Below are 19,224 nucleotides of genomic sequence, written 5' to 3'. Positions count from 1 at the left end.
GAGTGAAGGGGAAACGATGATAAAAGAATTCAGGAAATACCAGTTGACTGTTCTTGCGCTATCCTTGCTCGTCCTGTTGCTTGCTGCTTGCGGGAATTCGGAAGCCAAGGCTGATCAAACGAACGGAAATGCGGGAAACCCCGAGCTTACTCTAACCGAGATTGAGGCCAAAGCTAAGGAAGAGGGCAGCGTGGTCAGTGTCGGGATGCCGGACTCCTGGGCCAACTGGAAGGATACCTGGGCGGATGTGAACAGCAAATACGGTCTGGCACATTCAGATACAGATATGTCGAGTGCAGAAGAGATTGCCAAGTTTGAGGCGGAACAGGATAAACCGACCGCCGATATCGGGGACGTCGGGATCGCCTTTGGTCCAGTGGCGGTGGATAAGGGAGTTACGCAGCCGTATAAGACCTCTTACTGGGACGAGATTCCGGGCTGGGCCAAAGATGCTGACGGCCACTGGATCGTTGGTTATCAAGGCACGATTTCCTTGCTGACGAACACCAAGCTTGTCGGGAGTCCTCCCAAGAGCTGGGAGGATTTGAAGAATGGCGACTACAAGATCATCGTCGGTGATGTAACCAAAGCGGCGCAGGCCCAGATGGCGGTTCTTGCGGCGGCGATGGCCTTCGGCGGCGATGAGTCGAATATCGAACCGGGGCTCGCTTTTTTCGAGGAGCTGGCCAAGAAGGGGCGGCTCTCCAATGCAGAAGCTTCGCTGGCCAATATTGAGAAGGGTGAAGTAGAGGTCACGTTGCTGTGGGATTTCAATGCGCTGAACTACAGGGATCAAATCAACAAGGACGGCTTCGCGGTGACGATTCCGCAGGAGGGCAGTGTCGTGAGCGGGTATGCGACCCTCATCAACAAATGGGCGCCGCACCCCAACGCAGCCAAGCTTACGCGTGAATATATTCTGAGCGATGCCGGACAGATTAATCTGGCTAAAGGTTACGCCCGTCCAATCCGCGACAATGTACTGCTGCCCGACGATGTGGCCGCCAAGCTGCTGCCGGCAGATGAATATATCAACGCGAAACCTGTCGCAGACTACAAGGCTTGGGAAGAGACAGCCAAAAGCATTCCGCAGTTGTGGCAGGAACGGGTGCTTGTGCATTTGAACTAGGCATTAAAAACAGCGGGCGCCTTCGTCTTTATGCCGAAAGCGTCCGCTGTTCGATTCGGCCCTGAGGAGCGTATACGATGAAACCAAGAAACCGCGGCGTTATTCTGGCCCTGCTCCCCTTTCTGCTGATGGTGCTGGCCTTTCAGCTTGTGCCTGCAGTATCCATGCTGGCAGGCAGCTTCCGCCAAGAGGACGGGACCGGCTTTACACTGGGCAATTATCTGCACGCCCTGCAAAGCGCCTATTATATGCAGGCGATCAAAAACAGCCTGCTGATCTCCATCACCTCCAGCCTGATTGGCATTGCTGCCGGGTTGTTGTGCGCGTATTGCATTACCCGCTTTACTTCCAGGGTGCGGGACCGGCTGCTTATGCTGACGAATATGACCTCCAATTTTGCCGGTGTTCCGCTGGCCTTTGCCTACATTATTCTGCTTGGCAACAATGGAGTATTCACATTGCTGTTTAAGCAGTGGGGCTGGGATATCTTCGGCGATTTCAATCTGTACAGCTGGTCCGGGCTGGTACTCGTCTACATCTACTTCCAGGCTCCGCTGGCTTTACTGCTGCTGTATCCCTCGTTCTACGGGATCAGGGAGCAGTGGAGGGAGGCGGCGGCTTTGCTGGGAGCGGGCCGCTGGCAGTTCTGGAAGACCATCGGCCTGCCGATTCTGGCTCCGGCCATCTTTGGCACGCTAGGCATTTTGTTCGCCAATGCCATGGGGGCTTATGCCACAGCCTATGCTCTGGTCGGCGGCAATTATAATCTGCTGGCTGTGCGGATCGGCGCCCTGGTTGCGGGCGATGTAGTTACCCAGCCGCAAATGGGCAGTACTTTGGCGGTCCTGCTGGCCCTGACCACGCTGCTTGCCGTTTATCTGAATCAACGGATGGCGAGGCATGCAGAGAGTTTCGGATTCGGACCGGCGGCCAAGACAGGCTCGAACGGCAAGGTTTCACTCCGGCTAAGGCCAGCCGTCCGGAAGGAGCTGGGCCAATGAATATACGAAAAGCGGGCTTTGCCCCGCGTATTGTGATGCTGCTGTTCATGGCATATCTGCTGCTCCCTCTGCTGGCAACGGGGCTCTACGCCCTGGCCCGGGATTGGCAGGACAGCCTGCTGCCCACGGCCTGGACTTTTAGCTGGTTCAGCGAGCTGCTGGGGGATCTCCGTTTCCTGTCGGCGCTGTGGACCTCTTTGTATTTATGCCTGATCAGCGTGGCGCTGAGCCTGGTTGTCATGCTGCCTGCGGTATTTGCCATTACAGTCTATTTCCCGCATTGGGAGCATTTCATGAAAGGGCTTGTGGTTCTGCCTTATGCTGTGCCCGGTGTCGTAGCGGCAGTCGGGCTTATCCGCACGTATTCTTCAGGGCCGCTCGATATTGCCGGAACCGCTTATTTGCTGGTCGGAGCCTACTTCGTCGTCATACTTCCTTATATGTATCAGGGAATCCGGAATAGTCTGCTGACCGTTTCAGCCGTAGAACTGCTGCAAGCGGCTGAACTGCTGGGTGCCCGGCGGCGGACAGCTTTTCTGACCGTGATTTTGCCCAATATTTGGCCTGGAATTATCGTCTCCTCCCTCTTGTCCTTTTCTGTTCTATTTGGCGAGTTTGTGCTGACCAATATGCTGGTCGGAGGACATATCAAGACTATTCAGGTCTATCTGTACCAGCGGGTGGGGGAAAGCGGGCATCTGGCCAGTGCCATCGCCATCTCTTATTTCGTGTTTATTCTCATGTTGTCCATGGTGCTTATGAAGCTTGGCCGAAGAATGGGAGGAGAGGTGAGCAAATGAACGATTATTTGCAGCTGCAGGGTGTGCGGAAAATGTTCGGGGAGACCCGTGTGCTGGACCACGTAGATCTGAGCATTCGTGAGGGCGAGCTCGTAACGCTGCTGGGGCCCTCCGGCTGTGGGAAAAGCACTCTGCTGCGCTGTATTGCCGGTCTAGCCGAACTGGATGGCGGCCGGATCCTGCTGGAGAATAAGGATCTTGCGAAGCAGCCGCCCCGCAGCAGACAGGTCGGCATGGTCTTTCAGTCCTATGCGCTGTTCCCCAATCTGACCGTCAGCGAGAACGTGGAGTACGGAATGAAGATGCGCGGAATCGCCAGACCGGCGCGGCGCAGCCGCTGTGAGGAGCTGCTGGCTCTGGTCGATTTAGAAGAGAAACATGATGTCTATCCGCAGTCTCTGTCCGGTGGACAGCAGCAGCGGGTTGCCTTGGCCCGGTCGTTGGCCGTGCAGCCCAAAGTGCTGCTGCTGGATGAACCGCTGAGCGCCTTGGACGCCAAAATCCGCAAGAATCTCCGGGCAGAGATCCGTGAGATTCAAAAACGGCTTCGCATGACAACATTATTCGTCACACATGACCAGGAGGAAGCGCTCATTCTGTCGGACCGGATCTGCATCATGAATCAAGGCCGTATTGTGCAGGACGGTTCACCGGAGGCGCTTTACACAGCGCCGCGCACCGAATTTGTTGCCCGTTTCATGGGCAGCTACAACGTTTTGACCCGGGCGGAGGCGCTGCTGCTGTTCCGGAACGTCGACAGTACAGCTGACCGGTTCGCCATCCGTCCTGAAGCGATTACGCTGTTGCGGGAAGGGGAAGGACGCACGGAAGCGGTCGAAGGCTGCATCTTGGCAGGCGGTTCTGTACATTCCGTATCGGTGCTGGGCAACATTATTCGTCTGACAGTGGACACAGCCGGTATCCGCTTGACGGTCGATCAGTTGAACGACGGACGCTGGCTGCGGATACAGGAAAAAGATAACGTCACACTGGCCCTGGACCCGTCCCAGCTGCTGCATTTGGAGCGGGAAGGTGCTTAACCACCGATATCTATGCAGAATATGTCGAATGATGCTGGGAATAAATTATATTTTTGTTGGAATAGATAAAATGGTAGTTGTTGCTTAAGTATCCATGTATAATCATTAGTATATTTTACCTACACTTACTGGGGGAATGTTTGTGAGTAGTTCAAGAGTATTGAAATGGCTTACGGGGGCGTTTGAAATTGTATTGGCGATCCCTTTCTTGGGAGGCGCACTGGTCATTGGGAGTGGCTATAGTGCTCTGGGATTGATGTTTATTCTGCATTTAATTACACTGATTTTGTCTTCTAAGAACAGAGAGCCTTTTTACGGCTCAGTAGTTGGTATTTTGACTTCCCTGATAGCTTGGATCCCTATTGTGGGCTGGGTAATGCACTTGATTTCGGGTATTCTGCTGATGGTGAGCGCAGCGCAAAAGCCACGCAACGATCACCCAACATACCCGGTATAAGGCATAATTTCAGGAGCGAAGCGTAAAAAGGAGCAGGATGTTATGGGAGAAACGCCGGAGGCCACCGCCCAGGAAGTTGCGGAATGGATGGTCAAGGAAATCCGCTTTACAGGAACCTTGTACCAGACGGCTGCCATAGAATATGTGAAGGCCAATTTTGGCGAGCAATTTGTGTTTGTGAATGAGAACGGCAACGCCTCCTTGTCCAAAGACGTAAAGAAAGCCTTCCGCAAGCTGCATGGCGGAAGAATCGCTTGGGACCGGGACGGATTTCTGTGGGCCTGGACATAAGAAACGGCCATCCGTGCAACTGGGATGGCCGTTTTTTAAAAATCTATGCTCAGATATATTCAGTCATTCCTTTGTCCTTCAGTAAATCTACAATCTCTTTAACGGACTGCGCTTTGTCCTTGGGACAGATGAGCAGCGCATCTCCAGTATCCGCAATGATGAAACCCTCGACGCCAATAGTCGTAATCAGCCTGCCGTTGCCATAGATGATCGAATGGCGCGTATCAATACCGATGTGATTGGCCTTGATAATGTTGCCCTCATCATCGGGAGGGAAAATGGCGCCCAGCGCATCCCAGCTGCCGATATCATTCCAGCCGAATTGCCCGGACAGCACCACGACTTCATCGGAACGCTCCAGAATGCCGTAGTCAATCGAAATATTTTGCAGCGTCGGATACACGGATTCCAGAACATCAGCCTCCTGCTCTGTACCCAGCGCCTCGCCAATCGGCAGCATCATCTTGTACAGTCTCGGCAGATAACGCTGGAAATGCTCTATAATCACGGATGTCTTCCAGATGAATATTCCGCTGTTCCACAAATAATTACCTGAAGCCAAATAGCCCTGTGCTTTCTGGAAATTGGGCTTCTCCACGAATTCGGCTACCTCATACACGGCCACAGGCTGTGCAGAGACAGCTTTTTGGTCATAAGCAATATATCCGTAGCCGGTAGAAGCGAAGGTTGGCTTAATGCCGATCGTAACGATATTGTCCGTCTCCATGGCGACCGTACAGGCCTCGTCCAGCGTCAGCCGGAACTGTGTCTCATCCGTTATATAATGATCGGAAGGTAACACCACCATTAAGGAATCTCCGTGCGATTTCTCGATGGACATGGCGGCAAAAAGGATGCTGGCGGCTGTATTCCGCGCTACAGGTTCAATCAGAATATTATGCTTCAGCACACTGCTGTGCATAATGCTCTCCAGCAGAACCGCTTGTGTGCGGTTCGTGACAATAACGGTATTTTCCTGAGGGATAATTCCTTTGAAACGTTCGATGGTATCATTCAGCATGATATCATTGCCGCTGATATTCAGCAGCTGCTTCGGAATTTCCTGCCGCGAGAGCGGCCAGAATCGGGTGCCGCCGCCGCCGGCCAGGATCGTGGCGAATTTATTCATGATGCATCACCAGATGGGCAATGGAGAAGGAAATGATGCTCTCTGAGCCCTGATTCAGGTTGAGCCCTGCGGCATGAATACCATCATAACAGGCCCCGGTTTGCGGATCTATTAAGGACATGTTCAAGGAATTATGCCCGAGATACCATCTGTAGCATAATTCAGCCTGCTCCAGATAGGTCTTATCCTCAAGGACTTCAGCAGCTTCCCGGCAGGCCAGCAGCATCTCGCAGGCTTCAATCGGCTGCTCGTCGTAAGGAGCGGCCTTGCCGTCCCGCAGCAACCAGCCGTGGCTGCCGATTGGCTTATAGTAGCCTTTGCTGGAGAAGGTAGTGAAGGCCAGGAAATCCAGGCCTTCTTTGGCCGTTTCCTTCAAGCTGTCATTAGCCGAAATACGGAACGCCCGCAGCAGGGCCCATGGCAGCATGGAGTTACCGTAGGTGATGCTGTCCTCGAACCAGTTCCAGCCGTTTCCCTTATAGCGGGTATACTGATCGTGCAGGCGGACGGCTATCTTTTCGATCAGATCAACGATCACCGCCCGGGGCAGAAAGGCCGCTTCCTCCGCAGTGCTGGGCGTGTGAGAGTAAGGAAAGGCATAGGTCAGAGCTCCGGGTGTCTCAATAAGGTAACTTAGACCGATAATAGCGTAGGCTCCCGCCCGGGGGGAGCTGAGAGCTTCCACATGCGGAAGAGCCTGATTGACTAAATACCGGCAGGTATTCATTATATTATCGGGCAGGGAGGCCGAATGCGACAAGGCGAACCCGAGCGCCCATAATGTGCGTCCCTGGCAATCCTCGGAGCCTTTGTCTTCCATGAACGACCGGTTGTAATCCATAAAGTTTCTGAAATTCCCCTCCGCCGTCTGGGCGTGGTGAACAAAAGAGATATACGTATGAATCAGATCAAGTGCGACAGGGTCCTTGGAGTGATTGTACATCAGGACCGCTGCAATCAAGGCCCGGGCGTTATCATCTGTGGTGTAGCCTTTGGAACGGTCGGGAACCCCGAATTTGGTATGCTGAAAAATCCCTGTATCATCCGTTATTCTCCGCATATAACCCGGCTCATACTTTGGCATTGCAGGTGCTTCTATCATTTAAATCACACTCCGTTTCGTAAGTGCCGGCTGTTTGATGTTCTTCTGGAACAGGGCAGCGTAGAGCTTGGCAATTTCGTTCCAGCGCATGGTTATTCCGAGCTTAAGCGTGCGGTCTTCCATCTCTTTCACCAGGGAAGGGTTGCCCAGCAATTGCAGAATACAGGCTTCAAGGGAAGCGGAATCACGGAATTCTGCAAGCAGGCCGCGGCCCTCCGCAAGCATTTCCTGAGCGTAACGGTAAGGAGTGGACACGATTACCCGGCCATATCCGACCCCATAGGCAAGGGTGCCGCTAACGGCTTGATCTTTGCCCAGATAGGGAGTCATGTAGATATCTGACATTACCAGCGACTGAATGACTTCTTCCTGGGTCAGCAGCTTGTCGACAAAAAGGACATTGGACTGCAAGTCGAAGGCGTCCACCCGGTCCATCAGCATCTGCCGGTAGACTTCTCCGGTTTCCAGCTTCACTACCGGATGGGTTTTGCCCCAAATGATATAGAGCGAATCGGGGTGCTGTTTCACCACGCCGCGCATAGCTTCAATACTGTACTCAATCCCCTTGCCGGGGCTTAGGAAACCAAAGGTGGAGAGGATTTTGCGGCCCGCAAAGCCGTATTGCTGTTTGAGGGCTTCACGGGAGGCCGTCTTAACATCAGGAACACCATGATGAATGAAAGTGATTTTGGCCGCTTCAAGGCCATAGATGGCAGTCAAATCAGCAACGGTGGACTGGGCCATCGTCACAACCTGGGCGCTTAGCTCGGCGAGACGCTGGATAATATGCTGCTGCTTGGGGGAAGGTTTGGTTAGCACAGTGTGGAAAATGACAACATACGGTACACTCAGCCGCTGGGCGAAGGGCAGCAGGTATTCTCCGCTTTCTCCGCCGTAAATACCGAACTCATGCTGGATGACGAGGAGATCCACATCGGAAGTATTCAGGAAATCGGCCGTATCTATATAATCCGCCAGCTTATGCTGGTCAATCTCCCGCAGGACCTGCTGCTCATAGTGATAGGTTTCATTATTGTTGACGGCAATGATGCGGGGAGTATTAAAGCCGGGAATGTGCACAAATGCATCCAATAAATCCTGTGTAAAAGTAGCGATGCCGCATTCCCGCGGCAGACTGGTCCCCAGAAATACGACATTTTGATTACGGGCTATATTCTTCATTCAAAGAGCCTCCCTAATAGACTTGCGATTGGCTGGATACAAAAAAAGAAAATAAAGTAGGCTTTATTTTCTGAATAGGGAAAGGGTATTTTATTGAATAAACCTAAAAATGTTGCAAATGGTGGTTTCTTGCCCTAACTGTATCATGACCAGTTTATCTTGTCAATTTAATTGACTCTCCGGGGGGACTGCGGATATATTAGAATAGGAGGTGTGTGAATGCCAGTCATACGCAGCAAACTGAGTGAGGTCATGGAGAAGCATGACCCGAACCTATCCATACGCAGGCTCGCGAAAGAGGTCAATTACCACTTTGATTCCGTGCGCCGGATGTATAAAAATGAAATGGTGCAATATCCCAGGGATTTGCTCCTGAAGCTTTGTGTATACTTTAATGTCCAGCCCGGCGAGCTTATTGCCATGGACGCGGAAGATAATGATTGGGCTATCGATCGGTCAAATGATTATGAGGAGGACAGCGATGACAAGGAATCCGGCAAAAACGGCAACCTGTAAGCAGCTTCTGGATACATACCATGCCGGGCTCCGCGCTACGAGAGTGAATAAGCTGACGTTTGCCGGTGTAGGATACCGGGATGTCTACAATATAACGGCCCCGTTTCAGTACAACGGGGAGGAGGTACTAATGGGAAGAGTTGAGGAACGGGACAGCGAGTTCTCTCAAGTCTTCTTTTTTACATGTAAAAATGAGGTTTGGAGTCCGCGTGTGCATACACATACGTATAATCTGCAGGACCCGTTCTGGACCCGGATCAGGGGAGAACTGATCGTAGGCGGAGTTGAGGTGATTACGGCAGCCCATGACCCGCAGAAAATCGTGTCCTGGGTTACCCAGTTTTACCGTGGCTACCACATCGATTCGCTGACTCATTTCTCGTCTGGCCCCGGCACGATGAAGGATATCCGGCTAATTGAACTGGCAGACGGCAGAGTAGGCGTATTTACCCGGCCGCAGGGAGAGCGGGGTGGACGGGGACAGATAGGCTTCACGATTATCCCTTCCCTTGAAGAATTAAATGAACAGACCTTTATCCATGCGGAAGTGCTCCATGACCAATTTGTTCCCGAAGAGTGGGGCGGGGCGAACGAAGCGCATTTGCTGCGGGGGGGCCATGTGGGCGTCCTGGGGCATATTGCCTGCTTTGACCCCTCCGGAGACAAACATTATTATGCGATGGTGTTCTCGCTGAACCCGGAGACCTTTGAGACCACGCCGATTCGAATTATTGCGACCAGAAGCGATTTTCCGGCTGGACCCGGCAAACGCAAGGAACTGAAGGATGTGATTTTTAGCGGAGGACTGCAGCGTTTAGGCTCCGGGCGGGCCGTGTTGTCCGTAGGAGTCAGTGATGCAGAGGCGTATCAGATCGAGATCCCGGACCCTTTTGACGAATACGAATGTTGATAGTATCTAATTTGACTAGATTATATGGTCATGTTAAACTGGAAATGACAAGAATTTATGGTCGAAGAGAGCGGGAAAACAAATGAGTAAGTTTATTCAATTCAACAAACGTACGGTGGAGACAAAGTCCAACATCAACGCAGCAAGAAAACAGGGGCGTGTTCCAGCCGTATTATATGGTATTGGTAAAGAGACTCTGACGCTGGAAGTCAACGAGAAAGAACTATTGAATATTCTAAAAAAGAATCCCCGGGCCATTCTGCAAGGCAAGGTTGGAGACGATCTGGAAGTGCCGGTCATCGTTCAGCACATTCAGAAGGACACTTTGTCCGGTAAAATGCTGCATATCGATTTTCAGCATGTCAATATGAAAAAAAGTATGGACAGCAAGGTAACGATCCATTTTGCCGGAGAAGCCGTGGGTATCAAATCAGGCGGTACGCTTCAGGTCGAAATCTATGAAGTGGAAGTTCGCTGCATGCCGGAAGATCTTCCTACATCCATGGAAGTGGATATCAGCGGACTGGACATTGGCGATCAATTGCTCGTCTCCGATCTGATTTTCCAAGGCGGAATTGAAGTGCTGACAGATCCGGATACTGTGATGATCCAGATCAAAACGGTGCATGATGAAGCCGAAGAAGCGGCAGATGTTACACCTGCCTAATAAAGTTGCAAAATAAAGCAGTTATCACATCTGTATGTATAAGCCCCAAGTTGATAGCGACCCGATGCTAAAAGCCTCTATTCTCCTTATGGAGTCTGGAGGCTTTTTCATGCCCAAAATGGGAGCTATCTCTAGGGATCAAATGAAGAGCAAAGGATTCTATAGATGATTTCGATAACTACCTGTTCATGATAAACCTTTATATGCAAAGACTAAAGCGCATATAAGAGGGAAAATAGCAACTATAGTGTTTCCATCGATAAATTGAGCTATTGATATAATAATAAATACAGTCATCATTACAAATGAAAAGGACTTCGAATTTTTAGGTTTCATATAATATACCTCACAGTATTTTGATTGAATTCCTATGAACGTTTAATAATCTGTTTTAGTGAAAATGTAAAGGGATGTAATAAATGTGATCAAAACAAAGGCGATCGTAAAAGTAGAAAAAGCAACTAGTGGATAGTCGAATATAAACGAGATGAAATTGTTATCTTTGTTTAATAACCCTATTTTCCCTGCAAAGTTTGAACCGATAACAAATAACATAATGCCGATTATATTGGCTATCTTATACCCGAATTTGTAGTAGAGAGGATAAAAGAGGGAACTCATAAAATAGGCGCTGCAAAAAGATACAAAAGTTACTTCCCAATTTAATATGGGTTGGTTCATTTGAATACTGAAAACATATTTCAATAAAAAAAGTACTGCGATTAACCAAATGTAAGTTATTAACCACCATATACAGGTCATGAGATATTTAGAACTTATAAGCATTTTTCTGGATACTGGTAGGCTTAATAATAATCTGTATTGGAGTTTTTCAGTCTCTCCAGTATTTGAATTTGAGTAACTTGTTTGAAAGTAACTGATAAATCCGACTGTGAAACTGAAGATAATAGTCGAAAGGATACCACCCTTAGATATAACATCATCGAGTGTAAAGAAAAAAGGAAGCATAATAATTGGAATGAAAAAGGCTATTTTCTTTTGGGTGTATACTTCCATGAAAAGTAAGTTAAACATAGAGTAAAGGTCTCCTTTATCTTTTCTTGGATTTAACAAGATTATACATAATGTCTTCTAAGGAAGGTCGTTCAATTTTAAATTCTAAGTTGGTATTGAGCGATGCTAGTTGTTCTTTTTTCATGAATGCTTCGAACCCAAGAGAGGTCAGCTTAGTAGAGAGGGGACAATGGACTTCTACAAGCTCTTGTAAGCTTTTGGGACCTTTTACAATGACATATTCATCAAGTACAGTTTCTGTTTCTTTGCAGAATTGGACATTTCCATCAAAAATAAATGTGATATAGTCCGCTATATGTTCTAAATCGGAAATATTATGAGTTGAGAAGAAAATAGCTTTATTAGCATCCTGAATAACTTCAAGCAAAACTTCAAGCAGCTCTTTCCTGAAAATAGGATCAAGTCCGGATGTAGGTTCGTCCATAATAATAAGCTCAGCATTATGTGAAAGTGCTACCGCTAATGCGAATTTCATAGCTGTCCCTTTGGATAGGGATTTCACTGGCGTTGATAGGGGCACATCAAATTTTTCAATGTAGTCGTAGAAAGCCTTGTCGTCCCATTGGTCATAGTACATTGAAATTACTTTTTTATTTTTCTCTACGGTTAAGTCTTCGAAAAAAACATTTTGGTCATATACAAAGCCTATATTTTGCTTAAGTGCCTTCATGTTGGTATGGAAATCGTTGTTAAATAATTTAATATTGCCGCTATCGATATGTGACAAGCCCATCATACATCTAATCGTGGTACTTTTCCCTGCACCATTAGGACCTATAAATCCCATGATATAACCTCGTTTGAGGGAGAAACTTACTTGCTGCAATTCGAAATTTTTTAGTTTTTTACAAACATTGGTTACCTCCAAAATATTCTCTGTTTCCTTCAAAATATTACCCCTCCTCATAAATAAGCTGCATTATCTTCTGTAGTTCTGTAAGTTGAATGTTATATTTTTTGCAATCTGGGACAATACGTCTTAATTCATTCTTGATCACCTCTATTTGGTTAAGTTTGACGTTCTCCTTGTCTTGATAGGCGATGAAGGTACCTTTTCCTGTGACAGTGTGAACATAACCTGCCCTTTCCAATTCTTCATAGGCACGTTTAGTAGTAATCACACTTACCTTTAGTTCACTTGCAAGCTTTCTTATTGAGGGGAGTTGATCTTCTTCCCTTAGTTCACCATTTAATATTTGCGCAACAATCTGAGTAACAATCTGCTCATAAATGGGTTGCTTTAGAGAGAATAAAATTGAAATGTCCATGTTGACCTCTTTATAAATTTTGTGTATGTATGATATATACACTTACAACTTACACTTAGAATTTTATATTGTCAACTATTGTTTTTTTTTGAGTTTAATCCCAGGTTATTTAGGATATCTTTGAGTATTTGGGGATATCTGTTTTTTATCTGATTGGATTTGTCTCAGGATTCTAAAAACGAACTGCAACATAAAGAATGAATTCAGATATATGGGCAGCTATGGAGGCGATAGACTTGCGATCTACTCTGAATTAATAAACACCTAGTGCCCCATCCGAGATCATAGTTGGGAAAACGGGTAATAACACGTAAATCCAACTCTCTCGAGGTGAGCGATATGACTGTTTTTGTTCGTGACTTAACCCAGGAAGAAGGCAACCGCCTATCAGGCATACCATTCATCGATTTAATCAGGAGGGCCTGCCCTCATTGAAACCCAAGTATGGTGGAGGACGTCTGCCCACTTTCACTCCAGAAGAACGGAGTGAAATGGTTAAGCTCGCTCAAATTCCACCCCAAACAGCGGGCTATCCGTTTACGAATTGGTCGCTTTCTAAATTGAAACAAGCGGTAGAGGAACGCAAAATCGTGTCTTCTATTTCCATCGAAACGCTCCGGATAATCTTGAGCGAAGCCCGAATTACCCACCAAAACACGAAAACGTGGAAGGAATCAAACGATCCGGCATTTGAGTTTAAAAAAAACGAATCATGGATGATCTGAATCGCAGCGGGCTACGACAAGCCTTGCGTATGGTGAAGGATCTGTTGGATCGCTATGGACTGGACGTGGCCGTGAGCAGCCTGCAGGAAGCGATTGTCCGCCGCCGTGCCGATGGACTTTCCGTGAATACAGCGGTCATTGCCGCCCGGGTGGCAGGCTATGGATTAGACACGGCAGCTTCACCGGGGCCGGACATGCGCCTTTACGATGAAGCTTTATTACCACACCCGACGACAGGAGGTGAGCCCTATAGACCGCAGTGAAATCCGCAGTGAGATTTCCCGTTTTTATGTGCGTCTCACAGTCGCACTATCTAGGTGGTTCAAATCCACCCGGTAACTTTACCCTTTAAAGTGCCGTAGCCGAAGCAAAAATCCGGCACTTACGTGTGGGATTGGCAGGGTGTCTTCCGTGAGGAAGAATCCGAAGGGCCTGCAGGCAAAGTCCAGCCCGGAATGCAGTGAACCTGAGGTGGCGGCGATGCGGGGTGACCCGCCCCAAAAACGGGGAACCTATACGAGATCGTATATCTTACGGGAAAACATACAAAGGGAAATGACCTGTAAGACTCATCGACGTGATTAGGGTCAGGATGGATGGAACAGAAAGTGCAGATAACTGAGGGAAGTCTCGTAGTCTCCTTGGTGCAAACGCAGACAAGGTAGGGGAGATTTAACCGAGAGGGAAAGCCAAATCGAAGGACTGCGAGATGGCGGATCGTTCCGTAGTAGCGAGTAAATCCGGGCCGATGAAAGCTGGTAACAGACTGGAGGAGAAAACCCGGATGAGTATGTGCCCATAATTTTTTTTAGTGGTAAATAGCCAGAAAAAAATGGTATCGCATACCCTGCTCTCACTCCAAAAGAGGAGAGATAGAGGCGAAGGGAACGTGCTTCGTCAAAGACTGTGAGTTTTCGTGAGTGGAGATCGTAAGCGCCATAAACCTGCGAGCGTTTGACCAAGAGGGTGCGTCCCGCCGAGAGCGAAAGAGCGCTTGGGGATAGAGGCAAACGGGCGGCCTGAGTATATCCAAGGCAGCAGGAGCGATTGAATTTTTCCTTAATCGATAAAGTATACCAAATGAACAATCTGTACGAAGCCTGGCTATCGGTAAGGAAGAATCAGGGAAGTGGCGAAATCGATGGCGTGAGCATCGGGATGTACGAGAAGAATGTGGGCACGAACCTGAGGGAACTTCAAAGGTTATTGCAGCAGGGTCAGTATCCAATCTCATATTTATGACATATATATGAATTTATTATCAAACTATTGATTTTTTTGTAAAAAAAATGAAAAAATAATAGTGAAAGGAGGTGGGATAAAATGGAACAAATGAATAATGTTACACCGCAAAGTGGCTGGACTTGCTCTATTAGTTGTTCTGGACCATGTTTCGCAGCTTGTGCAGTTGGAGCAGCAACAGGGCCGGCTGCGTTGGCTATTGTTACTGGCTCATTCTATTATACTTACTATGCTAGTTAAGGGATAATAGGAGATCCTAAAATCGGCAGTAGATACTCATAATTATAGGAGGCATATAGAACTAGGAAACGAGTCTTCTTGGATCGGCTTGGTTTTATGTGTCTTCTTATTATTAATGGATTATAAAGTACTTTGAGGGGGGATTTAAAATGAGTGATAGAGGGTTCTTCTTTACTACAAGCAACGGAAACTCATACTATTATGATGATGGTACAAGCAATGTGAAATATCAGGAAAAAAGTGAGAAGAATAATTTTGTCTTCGGGAATTCAACGGTGCAAGAAGTCTCAATTAATAGGAAAGAGCTAGAGGATTATTTGCAGGACAATAGCGGCAGTCAATTAATTCTTTTAACAACAGAAGCTTGTAATATTAGATGTACATACTGCGTATATTCAGGAAATTATGAGAATCAAAGGAGCCATAGAAGAGAATTCATGAGTGTGGAGACGGCTAAGAAAGCAGTTGATAAGTATTTAACTAATTTTAAACAAAGGAAATTTAAAAATCCTTTTGATAACCCACTCATTGCATTTTATGGAGGAGAGCCTTTTCTTAATTATGAATTAATCAATGAAGTTGTAAACTTCGCAAAGAATAAATATGATAAAAAGATTCAATTTTCAACTACAACCAATGCCATTTTACTTAATGATGAAAAGATTCATTTTTTGGCAAAAAATTCCTTTATTCTGTCCATCAGTTTAAACGGAGATAGAGATGAACATGACAGAATGAGAGTTTTTAAAGATGGGTCAGGCACTTATGAGATTGTAATGAGAAACTTAAATAGAATTAGAGAGTTGTATCCAGATTATTATAAAGAATACTGTCAATTATTAATAACTATAGATACGGGTTCAAATTTGATGAAAATAAGAGACTTCTTAAAAGAAAATCAAAAAATACTACCGAAAATTGCAAGGATATCACAAGTGGGTGCATCTTTTACAAATTGGTACGATCAATATTCAGTAGAAGAAAAGGAGGAGTTCATCAACTCCTTCGACAGATTAAAGTCAGTTTATATTGATCAAGTTAGATCTCCTGATGGCATAGAATCAGAAGCATTTTTGAAAATATTATTCAGTGTCCCAATGTTTTCAATATTGAATCGTTCTAGGAATATTTCATTTCAAAATAGACGCCCTAATTTCCTGCCATATACTGGAGCGTGTGTACCAGGAGAAAAAATTGCTGTAGATACAAATGGTAATCTTCATGTATGTGAAAGAGTGAATCTAAGTAGGTCTATTGGTGATGTTGATCATTGGTTAAGACTACCTTCAATAATGAAATTGATAGAGGACTATCAAAAAAATATAACTAAGGATTGTCCCGATTGTCCTGTTCATAGTCTTTGCGATATATGCTACGCTGGAGTATTGGATGGGGAGGGGGGGTTTGATAAATCTTATATGGAACCGAATTGTCAAAAGATCAGAAAACATATTCAAAAACAGTTCGCTGAGATATGGAGCATTATGGAAGAAGGTATATTGGCTGAAGATTTAGTTCCTAATTTTTAACTCTTGATACGGGGGGACTTATATGGAATTTCTTATATTAAAGAGTAATTGTGCAATCGTTGTAGGAGATAATGGTTCTTTCATTTACGATTTAATCAATAGGAACTATTATTCTCTTGATGTTCAGCATACTGAAATTCTCAATCAAGTAAAAAAAGGGATATGCATTGAGAAAATAAAGAATAGGTTTGACGTGAATGTGGTGAATAAATTTTTTATTAAGTTAATAGAAAGCGGTCTCGCAGAATTGTCAGATTACTATTATGTTGAGGAGATATCCCGAATAGGACATGCTAGACCAATTAATAATTTGCAACTTACTACCTGTTATATCGAGTTACCCTCCTCATGCGAAATGAATTGTAAAACCTGTCATAGCTTAAAGTTATTTAGTTGCCTTACTTGTAGTTGTTCAACTGTAACTAGCACTGAGTTGGATATGGAATTTTATAAAGAGCTTTTATCTGATGTATTGAAAATGTCAGTGCAAACATTAATTTTTCATGGTGGAGACCCGTTAACTTATGGCAATTCGATGTTAGAACTTCTTAAATACACACGAGAAAATGCGAATGATAACGTAAGTATAATTCTAAAAACGAACGGTCGGCTAATGGATATCAAGACGATGAATCATTTTATAAAATTCAAGATTAATCCGTTGTTTGTTTTAAGATACACCAAAGAGAATGAGCACCCAAACAGTATGTTAGAAAAATCATCAGAGATTTTTCGGATGTTCCTTGATAATAACCTTGAATATTCCTGTAATGTTGTATTGGACTCTCCAACACAGCTAGAGTCAATTATCCAAGAATTAAATGGATATAATTTTAGCAACATATCAACAAGTATTGTTCTTGATGAGCAAAACAATTTGCAAAGTTATGCGAGTGTTCAGTTTTCAGATAAACTCTCCTATAACTTTATGCTTAACAAAGACTTACATCCTTGTTTGATGGGTGTTATTTCTATAACTGCAGATAAAAAGGTGATTCCATGTCCTTCAATGATTAAACACCCTTTATTAGACTTGGAAAAATCACATATTTTAGAATTATTTGAATACCCAGAAACATTAAATGAATTTTGGCGTTTTTCACTTGAAAAAGTTGAGAAGTGCAAGCTCTGTAAAATGAAATTCTCATGTGTAGATTGCAGGGCTGTGGAAGAGTTACTAAGTAATGATTTATATAAAAAAGAAATTTGCTACTTAGGACATTCGAACTGAAAAATTTTGAAGGGAAATATAATTAATGCTTTAATTGGAGTTTGATAACAATGTTAAAAAGTTATTTGGATTTTATTTGTAAATACTTATTTAGATTTAAGTTAATGTTAGTCGGTATTCTAATATTATCAATTTTATCAAGCGCTATTAATCTGCTTATACCTTATATAAGCAGCTTACTTTTTGACTTGGGAATAATGTCAGCAGAGATTTCCCCTATTATTAATATATCTTTATTGCTTTTGTTTCTAAGTGTGGTTAAATTTTTTATCAAGTATTATGTCCAAATCCTTCATGCTCAATTGTCAGTAAAATTTACAACATCCATCAAAAAAGATATGTATTCACATCTGCTTCGTTTGCCAATGAGGTATTTTGACAATAATCACAAAGGCTATCTGCTCTCGAGGATTGATGAGGTGGATGCTTTGTCGGTATTATTTTCTTCAGCTATCTTTGACTTTTTTGCAGCTTTAATAACTGCGGTGGGTGCGTTTTATTATATTTTCGATAAGAGCTGGATACTATTGTTGATTTCGTTTGTCTTTTTGCCAATATTTTATATTTTAACACGTGCATCGCTCAAAAAAATTCATAAAACATCTAGAGAGATATATGAAGTGAATGCAACTACAAAAGGGAAGCTGCAAGAATCAATTGAGGGTATACAGGAATTAAAGCATCTAAACAACGAGGAAAGAACATTTAAAGACTTGACAAATCAGGTGAATAAAATAGCACGAAAAATTATAGAGCAAAGTAAATTTGCTGCTATGGGGACGGAAGGAGTTTCACTACTACTAAACATATCTCAAATCACCATTACTCTAACCATAGGGATACTGATAGTGCGCAGCCAGCTATCTATTGGAGATTACGTAGCTCTTACTCAATATGTTTTGCTTCTCTATGCTCCTGTGCAACTAATTGCGGCGTTTAGCATGACGATTCAACCTGGATTGGTAGCACTCGACAGAGTTAGCTCTATTTTGAAAATGGACATTGAGGAGAAAGAAATAGGAATTAAAATTGAAGAGATTGTATCTGTTCAGTTCAAAGAAGTGTCGTTCAAGTACGAAGGGGCGGCAGATTATGTTCTGGAGAAGATTGATTTCACATTGGATAAAAATGAAATTCTGGCGATTCAAGGAGTGAATGGTTCTGGGAAATCAACAATAATTAAAATATTATTGGGATTATACAGGGAGTATGATGGAATTTTAGAAATAAACGGAATCAACCTTAAGGAGGTAAATATACAATCCCTTAGAAATCGTGTGGGAATTGTCTCACAAAATGTCATTTTGTTCTCAGGTACACTGTTGGAAAATATAAAAATGGCCAATCCCAATATAAGCAATCAGCATCTGGATAATCTTTTGGACATTTTTCAGGATAAAATGTTTACGGATATTGATCCTTACTCGATGGTTCTAAATGAGAAGGCGAATAATCTCTCAGGGGGGCAGAAACAAAAAATTGCTCTATTAAGGGCATTTGCTAAAGATCCGGATATTTTGATTTTTGATGAAGCCACTTCGAATTTGGATATAGCATCCAAAGCTTTCTTGGAAGAAGCTATTAAAAAGATTTTTAAAAATAAGATGTGTATTATTATTTCTCATGAAGAGAATATTAGCAGGATTGCGGATAGAATATTGGAAATTGTGGATGGTGTACTAATTGAAAGGGGTTACGATGCTGCATTATCCGCCGGGAGGGACCAATAA

The 19,224-nt window shown here is 44.9% G+C and carries 21 protein-coding genes; 15 read left to right on the top strand and 6 right to left on the bottom strand.

The features are described from left to right. Nucleotides 1–16: 16 nt before the first annotated feature. The 6 genes from IEY53_RS04335 to IEY53_RS04310 all read left to right on the top strand — a co-directional run bounded on the left by IEY53_RS04335 (nucleotide 17) and on the right by IEY53_RS04310 (nucleotide 4,718). Nucleotides 17–1,129, top strand: a complete 1,113-nt coding sequence (locus IEY53_RS04335; protein ID WP_189022378.1) for an ABC transporter substrate-binding protein — start codon at nucleotides 17–19, stop codon at nucleotides 1,127–1,129. Nucleotides 1,130–1,206: 77 nt separating this feature from the next. Continuing rightward, complete coding sequence (locus tag IEY53_RS04330; RefSeq protein ID WP_189022377.1) at nucleotides 1,207–2,130, top strand: ABC transporter permease; 924 nt, start codon at nucleotides 1,207–1,209, stop codon at nucleotides 2,128–2,130. Continuing rightward, a complete protein-coding gene (locus IEY53_RS04325) occupies nucleotides 2,127–2,930 on the top strand; it encodes an ABC transporter permease (protein ID WP_189022376.1) in 804 nt (267 codons plus the stop codon). The genes IEY53_RS04330 and IEY53_RS04325 overlap by 4 nt, the downstream gene beginning before the upstream one ends. Continuing rightward, nucleotides 2,927–3,970, top strand: coding sequence for an ABC transporter ATP-binding protein (locus IEY53_RS04320; protein ID WP_189022375.1), 1,044 nt, complete (start codon nucleotides 2,927–2,929; stop codon nucleotides 3,968–3,970). Before IEY53_RS04325 ends, IEY53_RS04320 begins: the two co-directional genes overlap by 4 nt. Nucleotides 3,971–4,112: 142 nt before the next feature. Then, the gene (locus IEY53_RS04315; protein ID WP_189022374.1) at nucleotides 4,113–4,427 is read left to right on the top strand and encodes a hypothetical protein; all 315 of its coding nucleotides are present in this window, start codon (nucleotides 4,113–4,115) and stop codon (nucleotides 4,425–4,427) included. A 42-nt stretch (nucleotides 4,428–4,469) separates the two neighbouring features. Next, complete coding sequence (locus IEY53_RS04310) at nucleotides 4,470–4,718, top strand: DUF6953 family protein (RefSeq protein WP_189022373.1); 249 nt, start codon at nucleotides 4,470–4,472, stop codon at nucleotides 4,716–4,718. Nucleotides 4,719–4,767: 49 nt separating this feature from the next. Here the strand turns inward: IEY53_RS04310 and IEY53_RS04305 are convergent, their stop codons facing one another. From IEY53_RS04305 to IEY53_RS04295, 3 genes are read right to left on the bottom strand one after another with little or no spacing between them, the layout of a single operon-like run. After that, nucleotides 4,768–5,847, bottom strand: a complete 1,080-nt coding sequence (locus IEY53_RS04305; RefSeq protein ID WP_189022372.1) for a mannose-1-phosphate guanylyltransferase — start codon at nucleotides 5,845–5,847, stop codon at nucleotides 4,768–4,770. Further along, nucleotides 5,840–6,949 (bottom strand): glycosyltransferase, encoded by a 1,110-nt coding sequence (locus IEY53_RS04300; RefSeq protein ID WP_229695978.1) that lies wholly within the window; start codon nucleotides 6,947–6,949, stop codon nucleotides 5,840–5,842. Before IEY53_RS04300 ends, IEY53_RS04305 begins: the two co-directional genes overlap by 8 nt. After that, complete coding sequence (locus IEY53_RS04295) at nucleotides 6,950–8,131, bottom strand: glycosyltransferase family 4 protein (RefSeq protein WP_189022371.1); 1,182 nt, start codon at nucleotides 8,129–8,131, stop codon at nucleotides 6,950–6,952. It abuts the gene before it with no gap. Between the two features lie 219 nt (nucleotides 8,132–8,350). On the opposite strand from IEY53_RS04295, the gene IEY53_RS04290 reads away from it, so the two are divergent. The 3 genes from IEY53_RS04290 (at nucleotide 8,351) to IEY53_RS04280 (ending at nucleotide 10,224) form a co-directional block, all read left to right on the top strand. Continuing rightward, on the top strand, nucleotides 8,351–8,647 hold the full coding sequence (locus IEY53_RS04290; protein WP_229695977.1) for a helix-turn-helix domain-containing protein: 297 nt from the start codon (nucleotides 8,351–8,353) through the stop codon (nucleotides 8,645–8,647). Further along, entirely contained in the window at nucleotides 8,613–9,557 is a 945-nt protein-coding gene (locus IEY53_RS04285) for a DUF1861 family protein (RefSeq protein ID WP_189022370.1), read from the top strand. The genes IEY53_RS04290 and IEY53_RS04285 overlap by 35 nt, the downstream gene beginning before the upstream one ends. A gap of 82 nt (nucleotides 9,558–9,639) precedes the next feature. Then, a complete protein-coding gene (locus IEY53_RS04280) occupies nucleotides 9,640–10,224 on the top strand; it encodes a 50S ribosomal protein L25 (RefSeq protein WP_189022369.1) in 585 nt (194 codons plus the stop codon). A 378-nt stretch (nucleotides 10,225–10,602) separates the two neighbouring features. Here IEY53_RS04280 and IEY53_RS36005 read toward each other — a convergent pair whose 3' ends face one another. Genes IEY53_RS36005 through IEY53_RS04265 form a run of 3 tightly spaced genes read right to left on the bottom strand, consistent with a single transcriptional unit; the run spans nucleotide 10,603 to nucleotide 12,527 of the window. Next, the gene (locus IEY53_RS36005) at nucleotides 10,603–11,241 is read right to left on the bottom strand and encodes an ABC-2 transporter permease (protein WP_373293801.1); all 639 of its coding nucleotides are present in this window, start codon (nucleotides 11,239–11,241) and stop codon (nucleotides 10,603–10,605) included. A 34-nt stretch (nucleotides 11,242–11,275) separates the two neighbouring features. Then, on the bottom strand, nucleotides 11,276–12,148 hold the full coding sequence (locus IEY53_RS04270) for an ABC transporter ATP-binding protein (protein ID WP_229695976.1): 873 nt from the start codon (nucleotides 12,146–12,148) through the stop codon (nucleotides 11,276–11,278). 4 nt (nucleotides 12,149–12,152) lie between these two features. After that, on the bottom strand, nucleotides 12,153–12,527 hold the full coding sequence (locus IEY53_RS04265) for a GntR family transcriptional regulator (RefSeq protein ID WP_189022366.1): 375 nt from the start codon (nucleotides 12,525–12,527) through the stop codon (nucleotides 12,153–12,155). Nucleotides 12,528–12,913: 386 nt separating this feature from the next. Between IEY53_RS04265 and IEY53_RS04260 the strand changes: the two genes are divergently transcribed. The 6 genes from IEY53_RS04260 to IEY53_RS04235 all read left to right on the top strand — a co-directional run bounded on the left by IEY53_RS04260 (nucleotide 12,914) and on the right by IEY53_RS04235 (nucleotide 19,224). After that, entirely contained in the window at nucleotides 12,914–13,252 is a 339-nt protein-coding gene (locus IEY53_RS04260) for a helix-turn-helix domain-containing protein (RefSeq protein ID WP_189022599.1), read from the top strand. Then, nucleotides 13,240–13,515, top strand: a complete 276-nt coding sequence (locus tag IEY53_RS04255) for a hypothetical protein (protein ID WP_189022365.1) — start codon at nucleotides 13,240–13,242, stop codon at nucleotides 13,513–13,515. The genes IEY53_RS04260 and IEY53_RS04255 overlap by 13 nt, the downstream gene beginning before the upstream one ends. Before the next feature lie 784 nt (nucleotides 13,516–14,299). Further along, nucleotides 14,300–14,494 (top strand): hypothetical protein, encoded by a 195-nt coding sequence (locus tag IEY53_RS04250; RefSeq protein WP_189022364.1) that lies wholly within the window; start codon nucleotides 14,300–14,302, stop codon nucleotides 14,492–14,494. Nucleotides 14,495–14,883: 389 nt separating this feature from the next. Then, nucleotides 14,884–16,263, top strand: a complete 1,380-nt coding sequence (locus tag IEY53_RS04245) for a radical SAM protein (RefSeq protein ID WP_189022363.1) — start codon at nucleotides 14,884–14,886, stop codon at nucleotides 16,261–16,263. A 22-nt stretch (nucleotides 16,264–16,285) separates the two neighbouring features. After that, a complete protein-coding gene (locus tag IEY53_RS04240) occupies nucleotides 16,286–17,494 on the top strand; it encodes a 4Fe-4S cluster-binding domain-containing protein (protein ID WP_189022362.1) in 1,209 nt (402 codons plus the stop codon). 50 nt (nucleotides 17,495–17,544) lie between these two features. Then, nucleotides 17,545–19,224 carry an ABC transporter ATP-binding protein gene (locus tag IEY53_RS04235; protein WP_189022361.1) on the top strand — a complete coding sequence of 560 codons (1,680 nt, stop codon included), beginning with the start codon at nucleotides 17,545–17,547 and terminating at the stop codon, nucleotides 19,222–19,224.

This window comes from Paenibacillus albidus (assembly GCF_014644435.1).
In the GTDB taxonomy this organism is placed as follows: domain Bacteria; phylum Bacillota; class Bacilli; order Paenibacillales; family Paenibacillaceae; genus Paenibacillus_AQ; species Paenibacillus_AQ albidus.
The sequence above is the reverse complement of the archived record's forward strand: the minus strand, read 5'-3'. Positions and strand labels throughout refer to the sequence as shown.

Bases quoted from the DNA above. Each gene is read 5' to 3' on its own strand.
- IEY53_RS04245 (WP_189022363.1), top strand. From the start codon at position 14,884: ATGAGTGATAGAGGGTTCTTCTTTACTACAAGCAACGGAAACTCATAC.
- IEY53_RS04255 (WP_189022365.1), top strand. From the start codon at position 13,240: ATGGATGATCTGAATCGCAGCGGGCTACGACAAGCCTTGCGTATGGTG.
- IEY53_RS36005 (WP_373293801.1), bottom strand. From the start codon at position 11,241: ATGGAAGTATACACCCAAAAGAAAATAGCCTTTTTCATTCCAATTATT.
- IEY53_RS04280 (WP_189022369.1), top strand. From the start codon at position 9,640: ATGAGTAAGTTTATTCAATTCAACAAACGTACGGTGGAGACAAAGTCC.
- IEY53_RS04295 (WP_189022371.1), bottom strand. From the start codon at position 8,131: ATGAAGAATATAGCCCGTAATCAAAATGTCGTATTTCTGGGGACCAGT.
- IEY53_RS04265 (WP_189022366.1), bottom strand. From the start codon at position 12,527: ATGGACATTTCAATTTTATTCTCTCTAAAGCAACCCATTTATGAGCAG.
- IEY53_RS04325 (WP_189022376.1), top strand. From the start codon at position 2,127: ATGAATATACGAAAAGCGGGCTTTGCCCCGCGTATTGTGATGCTGCTG.
- IEY53_RS04335 (WP_189022378.1), top strand. From the start codon at position 17: ATGATAAAAGAATTCAGGAAATACCAGTTGACTGTTCTTGCGCTATCC.
- IEY53_RS04235 (WP_189022361.1), top strand. From the start codon at position 17,545: ATGTTAAAAAGTTATTTGGATTTTATTTGTAAATACTTATTTAGATTT.
- IEY53_RS04285 (WP_189022370.1), top strand. From the start codon at position 8,613: ATGACAAGGAATCCGGCAAAAACGGCAACCTGTAAGCAGCTTCTGGAT.
- IEY53_RS04310 (WP_189022373.1), top strand. From the start codon at position 4,470: ATGGGAGAAACGCCGGAGGCCACCGCCCAGGAAGTTGCGGAATGGATG.
- IEY53_RS04290 (WP_229695977.1), top strand. From the start codon at position 8,351: ATGCCAGTCATACGCAGCAAACTGAGTGAGGTCATGGAGAAGCATGAC.
- IEY53_RS04330 (WP_189022377.1), top strand. From the start codon at position 1,207: ATGAAACCAAGAAACCGCGGCGTTATTCTGGCCCTGCTCCCCTTTCTG.
- IEY53_RS04240 (WP_189022362.1), top strand. From the start codon at position 16,286: ATGGAATTTCTTATATTAAAGAGTAATTGTGCAATCGTTGTAGGAGAT.
- IEY53_RS04300 (WP_229695978.1), bottom strand. From the start codon at position 6,949: ATGATAGAAGCACCTGCAATGCCAAAGTATGAGCCGGGTTATATGCGG.
- IEY53_RS04305 (WP_189022372.1), bottom strand. From the start codon at position 5,847: ATGAATAAATTCGCCACGATCCTGGCCGGCGGCGGCGGCACCCGATTC.
- IEY53_RS04320 (WP_189022375.1), top strand. From the start codon at position 2,927: ATGAACGATTATTTGCAGCTGCAGGGTGTGCGGAAAATGTTCGGGGAG.